Source organism: Bacteroides sp. MSB163 (assembly GCF_036416795.1).
GTDB classification, from domain to species: Bacteria; Bacteroidota; Bacteroidia; order Bacteroidales; family Bacteroidaceae; genus Bacteroides; species Bacteroides maternus.
Genome location: NZ_CP143867.1, coordinates 2,675,504 through 2,689,193, shown reverse-complemented (window position 1 = coordinate 2,689,193; position 13,690 = coordinate 2,675,504). Strand labels below are relative to the sequence as shown.

The following is a 13,690-nucleotide window of genomic DNA, read 5'->3' as shown; positions in this document are numbered from 1 at the left end:
TTATTACATTTTAGGGATTATGGACGGCTTGCGGGTACGTGTTTTCTTTTCCGCTTGCCGGGAGGCTTCTTCCTTTTTCAAAGGCTTCCCGGCTATTTGTACCGGCCCGTTTGTCTGCTGCTCACCGTTGCTGACCTGCTGTTGTATCTGTTTCCGCCCCTCTTCCAGCTTCTTGGTGCTTCTTTCCCAGAGGAATTCAACACCCCGCTCGGCGGCACTCATCTGAATGGATGTGGTATAATAGTTCCCGTTATTGGACTTGAAACGGATAGGCACTTCCTCTCCACGTAAGGCGGCTTCATATTCTGATGGGGAAAGCGTATAATCTTTTACCTTGCGGGGAACGCGTACCTGCTCTACGGGCATGTGAAACAATTCATTCGTTACCGGGTCTTTGGAAAGGTAGCAGGGCCTGGTTTCCTTGGTGCGGTAATCAATGACCATGTCGACTGTTTTACCCAGGTTGCCGGTCTGGTTTAATGTCTTGAGATCGTCCTCCGTCAATGTGTATCCCCTGTAATCTTCACCCACTTTGGGAGCCTGACGGATATAATGGATGTCAAACTTGACCACACCGTTCTCATCACGGAACAGGGAGAGTTTAGCATCACCACTTTCACGACCCAGCTCGGAAGGTTTGGCTATATGGAAGGCTACAGCGGAAGATTTCCCTTGCAACATCCTTTCAAGACTGTCCTTCGAATTTTTCAGGACATCCGGGGTAATGCCATATCTGGCAGCCTGTTCCCAATTGATTTCCCGTTCATTATAACGGTGGTTGTTATACACCCTGGTCGAAGCCAGCTCTTTTCTTACCGCTTCGTTCTGTGGTAGCTGCGCTGCCTCTATTTTTTCTTTGGCCTGCTCTACAGGTGTTTCTTTCGGGATGTTGTACAAGGAGTAACGTCCCGGATTGTTGTAATGGTAGAGAAAGTTCTTTCCGAAGTTGGTGAAGAAGTTACCTCTCTGGTCCACCTTGATGAACTGGCCTTTGTCCGCTTCATTGGCTTCGAGCGTTTCCAGTTCGCCATTCGCTGCGATTCCTTTTACTCCTTTGGCTTTCTGCTCTTTCTTGTCATACGCCATCAGATACCCGTGTTCCTGAGTTGCTCCGTTGTTTTCAGGGGCTAAGTTTACATTGTCCATATACGTTAATTTTAAAGATTAATGAATCATTTGCAAGGGTAAAATTACTATCTTTGCCATTAAATAAATTGATTATGAAGAAGTTGTCATTGATTGTCATGTTCTGTCACTTATTGTCATGTCTGGCTTTTACACAATCCCCGTCGAAGGAGTTCAGAAGCGGACTCAGTTCAATCATCTGCCGTATCCATTCCGCCCGGCAGTGAAAATCTTTCGTATGAAACAGCCGGTTGCCGGTAACCGTACTGGCTGATTATCCTATTATATTCCCCTTGAATGAGAGCCGGAGGAGGTTTGCCCTCTCTTCCGGTTTCGGAATAAGGATGCATCCGGTGAGAAAGAAAAGGGTACTCCATGCCGGAGTGGATATAGCCGCACCTTATGGCACGCCGGTCTATGCTTCGGGAAACGGGAAGGTCGTTGAAGCCCGGTACAGCAGCAGTTACGGCTGGTACGTCGAAATCCGGCATGCGGGTGGCTTTTCCACGCTGTATGCGCACTTAAGTAAATTGTACGTGAAAAAGGGAAACATTGTCCACATGGGTCGGCGTATCGGCAATGTCGGGCATACCGGTATCGCGACCGGCAATCACTTGCATTTTGAACTGAGAAAAAACGGGAAGCCGCAGAATCCCCTGCAATGGGTGATACTGAGGGATTCACGTTATAAAAAGAGCCATTAATCCAATTCGTTATACAATGAATATTGAAGAAGCTAAACGCATTCCGTTGGAGGATTATCTCCGGCGCATGGGATTTTCCCCGGTCAGACAACACGGGGACAGTATCTGGTATTGTTCTCCTTTCCGTGAGGAGAAGACACCTTCTTTCAAGGTGAGCACATCCCGCAACCTATGATATGATTTCGGTATCGGACAAGGAGGGGACATCATCACCCTGACGATGGAGCTACAAAAGACGAAGAATATCTCTTATGCATTAAAAGCGATAGAGGGACATTTCCCGGCTGCTTTCCGGCCTGCCGCCTCTGTCAGGAAGCCGGAGCCGCAGGCTGCCGGTTACCGGCAGGTACGCGTTGTTCCGCTGACGAACCCGGTCTTGCTGGATTATCTCAAGGAAAGAGGTATCTTAGCCGAAATTGCCCGGAAGACTTGCAAGGAAGTGCATTTCGAGAACAAGGGCAAATGGTATTTTGCCGTGGCCTTTGCCAACCGGAGCGGCGGGTATGAGATCCGCAACAAATACCTGAAAGGGAGCATCTCTCCCAAGGAGATTACACATATTAAAAACGGCGGCGACCATTGTATCGTAGTCGAAGGTTTCATGGACTACCTGTCATACCTCACACTCAAATCAATGCGCCCCGGCAGCGGGCAGCCTGCCGATTATATCGTATTAAATTCGGTCAGCAATGTAAACAAGGCTATCCCGATATTAAAAGAATATAAGAGTGCTTTCTGTCTGCTGGATAATGATCCTGCAGGAAAGCAAGCATTCTGCCAAATGACAGAAGCCGGATGTCCGGTTAAGAACAAGTCGGACTGTTATGCGGAATATAATGACCTGAATGATTACCTGCTGGGAAAGAAGATGGTTCCGGAGAACCGGCAACGCCATGCCGGAAACATTTCCACCAAGGAAAGGTCGCAAACGAAACAGCACGGTTGAAAATTATAACAAAGCTGTCACCGCTTAAAGCATAAAAAGAGGGCCAAATCCGGTTAAACAGATTTGGCGCTCTTTATTATTTCAGCCTCCGGTTAACTTCCGGATAGCTGTTTTTAGTAATTTCTAATCAGCAGCTCGTTGACCGTTTCCCTCTTCTCGGCAATGGAGCAAATGGAACGGAAGATACTGATCCGCTGGATATGGAAACCGGCATAGAGGTCGTCGAAGAAGGTATTCTCCGGATTCTTCTGCCGGGGATCGGAGTTGGAAAGCATTCATTTGCCACCCGCGTCGTCTATTTCCTTACAGAAATCTGCCAGGGCGACCTGCTCTTCGTCCCCGAAGTCCTGCGGCATATACGAGGTACAGGCATTACTCTCATTGACCGGCTTGTAAGGCGGGTCAAAATAAAAGAGGGATTTGGTTCCGATGTACTTTCCGGTCTGCCGGTAGTCACCGTCCAGAATAATGACATCCTGCAACAGTTTATGGTTAAAGCGGATCAGTTCCTCTTCCAGTAGTTTCACCCTTCCACCGAAACCGAAGGTGACGGACAGCTTTCCCTTGCGGTTCACGGAGTAGATGCCGTTATAGCAAGTGCGCATAAAGAAGATAAACAGGGCTACACGGGTGATGTTATCCGGGGTACCTTCATTGTAATAGGTACGTTTCTCCATGAAGTAGGCTTTTCTTCGGGCATGTTCTTCCAATGCGATGTATTCCTCCTGTATCCGGGCAAGCACCCCGATCAACTCTTCCGGGGATTCCTTGATGACGCGGTAGACATTGACCAGGCTCTCGTTGGAATCATTGATGACGCAGCGGATTTCCGGATAGGTTTGTCTTATTCAGAAGAACAGGGCACCGCCGCCGACAAACGGTTCTACGTATGTATCCATCTGCCCGAAGTCTTTCGGAAGCGATTCGATCAGTACGGGGAGCAGTCTTCTTTTGCCTCCCACCCAAGGGAAGCAGGGCTTTCCCGGCAGACCAGTCGGAGAACTTTTCTTTACTTTTTCCATGTTTACAACATTTAAATGATTAATAAATTATATAGGGATTATTCATCTTCTGCCGTTTCCAGCAGGTGTTTCAGATTGGGATCATTCTCAATGCGGAGCAGTTCTTTTTCAATAATCTGCGCCACATCTTCTTTGATTTGATAGTAGTTCCTTTCGATTTCCTCTTCCATGTGGTCCTTACCGTCCGCACCGGTAAAGTTCGTGATCACCGGGATTTTCCGGTAGGCTTTCGTTTCCGCGGCTACCTGTTCGTTATCCACTATGATTTCGGCATGGAATATCTTCTGATTTATCTTTTCATCGAAACTGTCGCAGACCGAACCGACAAATTCCCCCTGCGAGAGGTTGGATATCTTGGAGGCGGGGATGAGCGAGTCGAGCTGGGTAGAGATATTGGTCGAGGTGTCCTCCCTAGTCATATTGATGGACTTGCGCTGTTGGAGTATTTTTCCGAACCTTTCCGAGAGATTCTTTGCGGTTTCACCCACTACTTGCCCGGCAAAAATATTGCCGATTGTATTTTGGATCACACGCGCCTCCTTATCGCCGTAATCCCTAACGAGTTGACTGTAGTCTTGGGCACCGAGCATGACAGCCACCTTGTTGCTCCGGGCGGTGGCTATCAACGTGTCAAGCCCTTTAAAATAAATAGTTGGAACCTCGTCCACCAGGATGGAACATTTGAGCTTGCCTTTCCGGTTCACCATCTTGACGATACGGGCATTGTACAACCCCAATGCCGCCGAATAAATGTTCTGGCGGTCAGGGTTATTGCCTACGCACAGTACTTTGGGGGCATCCGGATTGTTGATATCCAGCGTGAAGTCATCTCCGGTCATGATCCAGTAAAGGGCAGGTGAAATCAACCTGGACAACGGAATCTTAGCGGAAGCTATCTGGCCTTGGAGCTGCTCCATCGCACCGCCTTTCCAGGCATCCATAAACGGGGAAAGATAATTTTCCAGCTCCCGGTAAGAGGTAAGGATAGTGAACAGGTCGGAATATGGCTTATTCAACAGCTCGATGGCATGCGGGAAGGTGCAGTACTGTCCGTTTTCAAAAATTTTCAAATACCAGATCACGGCAGCGAAGAGCACAATCGGGCTTTCCACAAAAAAGTCCCCCTGCTTCTGAATCCAACTCTTATTCATGTTGAGCATGATCACATAAGCTGATTCATAGGCATCCGCAATATCGGACAGGAATGAGGGATTAAGCGGATTACACCGGTGACTGTGGCGTGGATCATCAAAATTAATGACATAGAAACCGACCGGCTTGGCATATTTATCTTTATTCTTAAGCAGCTGGTTATAAGCGATCAGGCTTAAATCCGGAAATTTGAAGTCATAGCAATAGAGTGCATAGCCTTTCTCTATTTGCTGCTTGATGAACTGGTTGATGACACAGTAGGATTTCCCGCTACCGGGACATCCCACCACAATGCATCCCCTCTGCGGGGATACGACATTAATCCAGCCATTGTGCCACTTTTTCTTGTAATAGAAACGTGTCGGCAGGTTCACCGAATATTCATTGGCGATCAAGCGGGTTTCCTGCATGAAGCTCTCGTTCTCATCATTAAAGACGTCATCCATGAGCTGGTTCTTCAGCAAACGGGTAATCCAGACTCCGGCGGTAAGCAGGCAGATATATCCGGCGGCTACGGTAGCTATATATGATAAGGTAAGAAGCGTAACAGAGAAACGGGTTGTCAATAAGAACTCACTACCGAAAAAGAGCAACACTCCGGCTGTAAGATAACAGCCGATATGCTTTCATGACATCTCCACATCTTTCCGTCCTTTAGCTCCCATACAGGAGAAGAAGAGGAAGAGCAGGCTGAAGGATTTGCTGACCAACGAGTAGGAAAACAGTCCCGTATCCCGTTGGAAGTTGAGCAGCATCTTGTCCACCACGCCGATAGTCAGATTCATGGAAAGAAAGTAGGGATAACAGAAATAATAAACATTCATTACTAAAAAGATGATGCTGACAGCCCTCATAAAGTCGAGGTTCTTATTAAGTCCTCTGGTTTCGTCCTGTGACATATTATCTTAATGGATTAATAGTGATACATTGTATTAGCCGAGATGCGGACCTTTGCGCTTTCTCTTTTTCTTTTTTCCGTAAGGGCTTTGGGGCAGGTCTTCTGCCGAATAAGGATAGGATTCCGGTGAGAAGATGTCCAGCATTCCTTCCACCAGTCCCGGTTCTTTTGTTTCCGGTCCAGTCGGATGCAAGACAGGCACTTCTTCTTCCTTTCCCGATAGAACCACACCATACTGCCGGTTGACGACCGATGCCGAGTATTCCTTTCCCAATGCCGAACCTTTGAATACGGTTCGGGAGGTATGGTCAATATAAGTAACTCCATAAATCACTCCCGCAGCGTTCTCATAAAGCATGGCGGTGATGCCTTTCTTACTTAAAGCCTGCAGGAATTCCTGACGGGTATCCTGTTTCAGAGCCGTGGCAATCGCTTCTTTCGTCCCCTCGGGTATCGGATGTTTTGCCATCCATTGCTTACTTTTGAAAAATTTCTTTTGAAGTGCCGCATATCCTACACTCTTGCCGATCTTGCTGGATTTGATGGCTACGCCCACCCGGTCACCCTTCTCATCGGTAGCCGCATAAACCAGTCCGTGGCAGGTCTTCCCCTCTATCGTTTTACGGGTTTCTTCCACCGTCACATGGAAAAGACCGAGCAGGGCTTTAAATTCCTTAATGGATTGGAATTTGTACCCTTGCATGACGGGCTTGACCACACCTGCTATCTGGTGCTTGATATCCCCTTTATGGTAATCAACGACAGCCAGCGGCAAAGATTCACGACGTTCCTGTTTCTCGGCAGGCAACAAGTGGTATTTTCTTTCCAGCTCCCGGCAAACGGTGGTAGAGCGTTGCCACTCTTTATAATCATTGATTTTCTTTCCTTGCCCGTCGATGCGCAGGGAGACGATATGGATATGGGGCCTGCCGATATCCTCGTGCCGGTAGATGATATAGGGCTGGTCGCCATACCCCATCATTTCCATGTATTCCTGCCCGATGGCTGCCAGCTGCTCATCAGCCAGTATATCGTCCGGGTGCGGATTGAGTGAGACATGGATAACCGGTTTCTCGGTGCGACGGTTAGCAGCCAGGTACGGTTCAAAGGAACGCATGCAATGCTGGATGGACGGATGACCGTCTGCCGGTTCCATGATCCGGTTTCATGACAGTGGCCGTGCCTGCTGCTTGTCCACTTTTTCGTGATTATAATATAATGCCCCGTAGACAGAGGCTCCTGATGTTATTTTTGCAACCATTGTTCGAATTCTTGGGTGAGACGGATAATCTCCCGGTTCAGGGATATTAGTTCAATAGTCAGTTGCTCCAATTTATAGAGCATGGCGAGGGCTTTCTTCTCGGAGAGTCCGGTATGCAAGGTCTTGACCACCTGGTTATAGTTCACACCTATGCGGCGGTATTCGCTTTGCAGGTTGGTCAGCTTGATGTAGTAGTCCGTTGCCACCTTGTCGATCTTTACGACTTTCATCGGTTTGTCAAAGAGGGCGGAAAGGATGAACTGGGATTTGTTTTTGGCTCCCGAGTTCTCGAAAAGCCTTTCGAACTCGATGTTCTGGAATTCGTCCAGGCGGAAACCATAATAGTAGGAATGAAGCTGGGATTCCTCCTTGGGAGTCCGTCCGCCTCTTCATTTGCCTGATTTGTCAGCCTGCACAGGCTTGCGCGTATTACTGATCTTTGCCATACTTTTAAGTGTTTCATTTATTCGGCAGCAAAATAAGTGATAATATTCATACGAACCTAAAATCGGGAAGTGACTACAACTGACAGGAGATGACTATTTGTGACAGGGGGATTTTTACTCTCTGCTCACTTCCCGATTCCGCAGTTCACGATATTCTTTTCGTAGGCTTCCCGGAGTTTTGGGAGCAACACCGAGAGGCTTTTCTTACGTCGGGCAAGATCCGCACGCAGGTCGTAAGGTTTGGGGAGGTTGACATGAAAGAACAACCCGAATGCCGTCACCAGTGAAGCGAATGACTGTCGGTTTCCTGTACCGTCCGTAACCAATCCGGAATAATCCAGTGAGGCAATCAGTTCCATCAGATTGGCAAGGGAACCCTTCCAGTAAAGTGGGGGCAGATCCAGCCCCTTCCCTTTCGTAAGGGAGGGGACTGTGTGGTATTCGGGATGTTCCACGGAAAAGTGAAGTAGTCCGATTTCCGTCTTGACAAGAGCCGCAGCTTTCGTCAGACAAATATGCAGGTACTTCCCGGGTATCTCCTCTGCCATGTTCAGGCAGGTGTCCAGTTCCAGCTCCAGATAGTATAGGTGTCTGAGTCTTTCAAGAAGGGGCATTTCACCCTTTGCAAGTCGTAGCAGGTAGTCAAGGAACTCATCATAGGCGGATGACAATATGTTTTCCGAAACGGTGTTTCTTTCCTGGACCGCTTCCCGGAAGCAGTCCAGCAGGCGGTGTGTCGTCAGTGTTCTCATTCTGTTCATTTTCTTGGTTTGACAATGGTGCCTTCCGGCGAAGATGCAGGGACGAATATGATGCCGGAGATAACCGTTTTGGGTCTATTGCTCGTTAACAGAATGAATACCAGTCAGATAAAACAAAATCCCGGCCGTAGAGTGTAAACACAAAAGGCGTACACCGCTTTACAAAATTGTAAGGCAAGCGTACACCTTTTGTAAGGGATGTGCCCGAACATGCCGTTCTCAGGGTACGGTTTCCGTCAGCAGGATACACAACTGGTCCGTATCATACAGTAGAGTGCTCATGGAACAGGGGCTCCCATTTGGGGAGAGCTTCCTGAAGAACACACGTCCTGTGCCCGGGTTGGGCATCTCGACAAGAGCGAACGGCTTTCCACCGGTTGTCAGGCGAAAATTCCCCTCCCTGTACCATTTCCGGTAACTGATCCTTTTAAGGGTGCTTCTTTCAATTTCAGCCGTTATGGGGATGACCAGCTGCTCTTCTATGATTTGTGACATGCTTCCGTGCACCGGACGGAAATCACCGGGAAGGAGAAAGCCGGTCCGCCACATTCTTCTCTGGCGTTCAAAATCGCAGACCTCAAAACCGAGTCTGCCGCATAAGGGTCGTATATCCATATTCAGATTGAATTAAAAGCTGTTATAGACTAAAATGCCATTCATATCTCCCGGCAAACATATCCCGAAGCGGGCGGAAATGCAAATAACGGATGTTAATAATATCCGGTTTCGCGACGAAGGATATCGTACTTTTTCAGCTTGTCATACAAGGATGTCCGGCTAATACCGAGTATTCGGGCCGCACGGGCACGATTCCCGCCGGTCCTCTCAAGCGTGGCAAGAATCAGCTGCTTTTCCTTCTCCTCTTCCGAGAGGACTGCCACCTTCTCCTGTCTCATATCCAGATCCAGCTTCAAGGACTCTACGGATATCCATCCTCCCTTGGCAAACACGACCGCGCGTTGGACCGTATTCTTCAGTTCCCGGATATTCCCCGGCCAGGCGTATTGTTGCAATGCGGCGGTCGCCAGCCTCTCGAAGCCGTGGACCTCCTTACGGTACTTTACAGAAAAATGTTTCAGGAAGAATCCGGCGAGCGGAAGGATGTCCTCCCTGCATTCCGAGAGTGACGGTACCCGGATGGTATACTCGTTCAGCCGGTAGTACAGGTCCTCACGGAACCGCCCTTCCGTTATGGCCCCTTCCAGGTCCGCGTTGGTGGCGGCGACAAGACGGACGTCGAAAGGACGTTCCTTTACCGTTCCGACCGGCAGATAACGCTTCTCTTGTAGGGCGCGCAGCAGTTTCATCTGGTTTACGGGTGTGAGGTTCCCGATTTCATCCAGGAACAGCGTGCCGCCTTCCGCCGCATGGAAAAGTCCCACCTTGTCACTGTCCGCTCCGGTGAACGAACCCTTACGGTGGCCGAAAAACTCGCTCCCGCCAAGTTCGTCGGTCACGGTCCCGCAATCCACGGCTATGAAAGGTTTGTTCCTGCGCAGACTCTGTTCGTGGATCTCGGCAGCGATATGTTCCTTGCCCGTGCCCGACGCGCCGCGGAGCAGGACGGACATGTCGGAACGGGCCACCGGGCCTATCTGCCGGTACATCTCACGCGCCTTTTCACTTTCACCACGATAGAACTCCGTTCCGTCATGCCTCGGACGGCTGAATACTTTTTCAATGGCCTCCAGCAGCCTTTCCGGTTGTACCGGCTTGCAGAGGTAATTGACGGCCCCCAGTTGCATGGCTTCCACCGCTTTCTCCACCTGGCCGTAATTGGTCATGATAAGGAACGGGACAGAACAGTATTTCCCGTTCATCCATTCCAGCAATTCCGTACTGTTGCCGTCAGGCAGGCGCAGGTCAGCCAGGACGAGGTCGAACTCCTTTGCCTGGAGTTCCTTGCGGGCCGCCGAAAGCGTACCCACATGGGCGGTGCCCATTCCTTTCTTCCTCAGCCAGTTGCCTATGCTGCGGCCGAAGACAACATCATCCTCTATAATCAATATGGTTCTCATGAGTGTCTCATTTCATTTTCCTGTCTTATGTTCCTCTTCATGTTTTCCGCACAAGCAATCAGTCTTTCAGCGGCTTCCCATATTTCACGGATGCATTTTATCCGTTCTTCCGTCCAGAGTTCCGGATCGGACAACACGATGGCGCGTAGTTTCTCCGCCGGATAGTTAAGGCGGACGCTCGTCCACAGGGGAAGGTTCTTGTGCAGGATCTCCCGGACCGCCGGTCGGTCATTCTTTTCCAGTGCCTTGCGTAGCCGGTCAAGGTCCTTGCGGCTTTCCGAGATGAAGACATCAAGCATCCCCTCCCTGTCATCCTCTCCCGAGAGGATCAGGGAGAAGTCCGGCTGCCATGCTCTCTGCCTGTCCCTGCCGACACTCCGGGAGACGACCGCCATCAATTCCTCCATCCGGAAAGGCTTGCGGACATATCCGGCAAATCCTCCAGAAAGGTATTCAGCTTCCGGCTCCACGCCGGCTGTCAGGGCTATGACCGGAATCCTCCTCGCCCTTTCTATATTGGACGAGCGCAACAGTCCCAACAGTTCGAACCCGTCCATGTCGGGCATCCGGATGTCGGTAAGCAGGACATCATAATCATTTTCCCGGAGTTTTTCCACCACTTTCCGGCAGTCGGTACAGCAGTCACATTCGACCCGGTTACGCCTGAACATCTCACGTGTGAGGGAGAACTGTCTCGGGTCGTCGTCAAGCAGGAGGACACGCAGCCCTTCCATCTGATAACCAGTCGGAAGCGGCGGCTCCTCTTTCAGGGAACCGTTGTCGGCAAGAAGGAGGGGCAGCAGCACAATGAAACAGCTCCCTTCGGTCGGCTGGCTCTCCACCCGAATGGAACCTCCCATTTGTGAGGCCAGACGGGAGGTGATGGCAAGGCCGAGCCCGAATCCGGAAATGCCGCGGGCATTGTCCAACCTCTCGAACGCATCGAATATTCGCTGTTTATCTCCTTCGTCCATTCCTGTGCCTGTATCCTGTACCTTGACACACAGTTCCCCTTCATGATACGCCGCCTCCAGCCGGATGTATCCCTTTACGGTAAATTTCTGGGCGTTGGAGAGCAGATTGTTCACAATTTGCTGCAGATGTCCCCTGTCACTGCAGACAACCGCATCCATGCCGGAGAAACGGGTCAACATCCGCAGTCCTTTCTTCTTGACCAGCGGCGTGTAGTTGTCCGCGATCTCCCTGAACAAGGGTTCCAGGCGAAAGATGGAGATGTTCTCCCGGGCCTGTCCGGTATCCAGCAGGTAGAAGTTCATCAGCGTGTCCACCAGCGAGAGCATATAGTCCGATGCATGCCGGATATTCCCGGCGTATTCCTCCTGAATGGCCTTTTCCTGTTCGCCGGGCAGCAGCTCGGCCGTTCCCCTGATGGTGGCAAGGGGAGAGCGCAGGTCATGGGCGATGGTAAGCATCATGCGTTTTCTCGATTGCAGGAGTTCCGTGTTCTCACGATTGGAGGCTTCCAGCTGACGCTGGTACCGGTTTATCCTGTTCAGATCCCGGTGGATGATGAGATACAGGAGGACGGTCAGCGACGAGACAAGAACGGCCAGAAAGGAGGCCACACGAAACGAACGGTCACGTGTGGAAAGGACCTGCCTGTAATGCTCGTCGAACCGAGCCCCGGCTTCCGCTTCAAAGTTCCTGACAATCCGGCTCAGCCTATGGTTCAGGTCCGTGTTGTTACTGTACAGGAGGTCCATCTGTTCCAGCAGCTTTTCCCGTTCGGCCTCCTGCATGTCGGTCACCTCCCTGTCAAGGGAGTGCAGCATGTTCGCGACAGATGTGATGCCTTGGTATTTTTCGTCGGACTGCCGCCGATGTTCCAGCAGTTCCTTCTGCTGCAGATAGGCTGATTTCTTCCTTCCGAACCTGATGAATGACCAGAAACCCTTCTTCGGGATCTCTTCCTTCTCTTTTTCCACAGCCGAAGAGATATCCGCCTGCCGGATACGGGATACAATTGCCGGAATCTTGCGGTTCACGATCTCGCCGATCTTGCGCAAACGCCCGAACGTGTCCATGACCGTATCCAGCAGCAGTTCCTTTCTCTCCAGCAGCAGACATAACGAATCCATGCGCGACTGTTGCTCGGGGGATTTCATATATATTTTTAGTTCCTGCAACATGTTACAGATACTGTCCTTTTTTGCTCGGTAGAGACCGAGGTCGCTTTCTTCCCAGACGCTGACCGTTTCACCGTAAGTGGACAGTTCCAGCAGACCTGCATATGTTTCTCCAGCCAAACGCCGGATACAGGCCAGTTCCTGTTCATCTTGTTGCAGGCTGTTCCGCCTCGTCTGTTCCCTGCGGAAGATATAGATGGTCAGAACGAGTAGAAGAAGCAGTATGACATATCCTAAAATGATTTTAAACTTCAACCACATATGTAAGCCCTCAATTTAATTATTATCCATATATGAACGGAAGTATCGGAAAACGACTTTGTAGAGCTTTTGAGCTATATTTTTCCGTTAGCGACTGGAGGACTCCGGAATATATATGCACATGCAATAGAAACCATAATAAATAAGCAAAATATTCACGGATATTAAGATGTTCATATAGGTAAAATGGAATCCCTATTCTGTCCAACCGTCATATATAATATTCCACCAGTTCGACCAGACCTGCGCGTAATGCATATCTGGTCGCTTCATACACATTGTTGACCCCAAGTTTTCTGAATATATTTTTTTTATGGGTGACAATGGTATGGACGCTTGATATCCTTTCCGCGGCTATTTCCTTTACGGATTTTCCACGCGCTATCAACTTGAGAATGTCCGTTTCCGTAGCGGTGAGGACGGAATGATGTTCCGGCCTGCCGGAATTGCTTATCAACAGTTCGGTTATCTGATGACAAAGAAAACGCTCTCCCAAAGCCATACATTTCAATGCGGAACGGATTTCCTCACCGGAACTCTCTTTAAGAATCATTCCGACATTCTTTTCTACTCCCAGTCTCCGGATAAACTGCTCGCTCAGTTCATCTGAAAATAATAGCCAGCGGACATCCGGAAAGCGTTTTTCTATAATCAGAAACTCTTCTACGCCATTCATGTCAAACAAAGTATAATCAAAAATGACAAGGCATTCATTATGTTTTGTCAAGGCTTGCAGAAGTTCCCGCTTGTCCGCCACATCTTCAGTATGGCATCCTTCGAACAGGTCGGAAATATACCCATGCATTCCTCGCCTGGTTATATCTTGATTGTCCGCGATAATAAATATTGTATCAGTATTCATGACTGTTCCTAATAAAAGTTCAACGGGATAATATAATTAAAAGATGTCGTTTTCCCCTGCCTGTCGCAGTATGTTTGCGAACAGTGA

The 13,690-nt window shown here is 49.5% G+C and carries 12 protein-coding genes and 3 pseudogenes; 4 read left to right on the top strand and 11 right to left on the bottom strand.

Annotation, left to right across the window (positions count from 1 at the left end):
• Positions 1-3: 3 nt before the first annotated feature.
• Positions 4-1,146, bottom strand: a complete 1,143-nt coding sequence (locus tag VYM24_RS09760; RefSeq protein ID WP_211737724.1) for a DUF4099 domain-containing protein — start codon at positions 1,144-1,146, stop codon at positions 4-6.
• Between the two features lie 74 nt (positions 1,147-1,220).
• Between VYM24_RS09760 and VYM24_RS09755 the strand changes: the two genes are divergently transcribed.
• From VYM24_RS09755 to VYM24_RS09740, 4 genes are all read left to right on the top strand, one after another.
• A complete protein-coding gene (locus VYM24_RS09755; RefSeq protein WP_330942036.1) occupies positions 1,221-1,352 on the top strand; it encodes a hypothetical protein in 132 nt (43 codons plus the stop codon).
• Between the two features lie 117 nt (positions 1,353-1,469).
• A complete protein-coding gene (locus VYM24_RS09750; protein WP_330942228.1) occupies positions 1,470-1,829 on the top strand; it encodes a M23 family metallopeptidase in 360 nt (119 codons plus the stop codon).
• A gap of 16 nt (positions 1,830-1,845) precedes the next feature.
• Complete coding sequence (locus tag VYM24_RS09745; protein ID WP_008777106.1) at positions 1,846-2,004, top strand: hypothetical protein; 159 nt, start codon at positions 1,846-1,848, stop codon at positions 2,002-2,004.
• Positions 2,005-2,049: 45 nt separating this feature from the next.
• Complete coding sequence (locus VYM24_RS09740; RefSeq protein ID WP_330942035.1) at positions 2,050-2,775, top strand: toprim domain-containing protein; 726 nt, start codon at positions 2,050-2,052, stop codon at positions 2,773-2,775.
• Between the two features lie 113 nt (positions 2,776-2,888).
• Here VYM24_RS09740 and VYM24_RS09735 read toward each other — a convergent pair whose 3' ends face one another.
• The 10 genes and pseudogenes from VYM24_RS09735 to VYM24_RS09690 form a co-directional block, all read right to left on the bottom strand.
• Complete coding sequence (locus tag VYM24_RS09735; protein ID WP_162832120.1) at positions 2,889-3,050, bottom strand: hypothetical protein; 162 nt, start codon at positions 3,048-3,050, stop codon at positions 2,889-2,891.
• Positions 3,051-3,797: pseudogene (locus tag VYM24_RS09730) on the bottom strand (DNA adenine methylase).
• Between the two features lie 38 nt (positions 3,798-3,835).
• Positions 3,836-5,848, bottom strand: a pseudogene (gene mobC, locus VYM24_RS09725) (conjugal transfer protein MobC).
• Between the two features lie 33 nt (positions 5,849-5,881).
• Positions 5,882-7,003 carry a conjugal transfer protein MobB gene (mobB, locus tag VYM24_RS09720; RefSeq protein ID WP_211737731.1) on the bottom strand — a complete coding sequence of 374 codons (1,122 nt, stop codon included), beginning with the start codon at positions 7,001-7,003 and terminating at the stop codon, positions 5,882-5,884.
• 89 nt (positions 7,004-7,092) lie between these two features.
• Positions 7,093-7,491: pseudogene (gene mobA, locus VYM24_RS09715) on the bottom strand (conjugal transfer protein MobA); the annotation flags it as partial.
• A 188-nt stretch (positions 7,492-7,679) separates the two neighbouring features.
• A complete protein-coding gene (locus VYM24_RS09710; RefSeq protein WP_330942034.1) occupies positions 7,680-8,306 on the bottom strand; it encodes an RteC domain-containing protein in 627 nt (208 codons plus the stop codon).
• Between the two features lie 228 nt (positions 8,307-8,534).
• On the bottom strand, positions 8,535-8,930 hold the full coding sequence (locus VYM24_RS09705) for a hypothetical protein (protein WP_330942033.1): 396 nt from the start codon (positions 8,928-8,930) through the stop codon (positions 8,535-8,537).
• 95 nt (positions 8,931-9,025) lie between these two features.
• Positions 9,026-10,333 carry a sigma-54-dependent transcriptional regulator gene (locus tag VYM24_RS09700; RefSeq protein ID WP_211737739.1) on the bottom strand — a complete coding sequence of 436 codons (1,308 nt, stop codon included), beginning with the start codon at positions 10,331-10,333 and terminating at the stop codon, positions 9,026-9,028.
• Positions 10,330-12,741 carry an ATP-binding response regulator gene (locus VYM24_RS09695; RefSeq protein ID WP_330942032.1) on the bottom strand — a complete coding sequence of 804 codons (2,412 nt, stop codon included), beginning with the start codon at positions 12,739-12,741 and terminating at the stop codon, positions 10,330-10,332. The genes VYM24_RS09700 and VYM24_RS09695 overlap by 4 nt, the downstream gene beginning before the upstream one ends.
• A 211-nt stretch (positions 12,742-12,952) precedes the next feature.
• Entirely contained in the window at positions 12,953-13,603 is a 651-nt protein-coding gene (locus tag VYM24_RS09690) for a response regulator transcription factor (protein ID WP_330942031.1), read from the bottom strand.
• Positions 13,604-13,690: the final 87 nt, after the last annotated feature.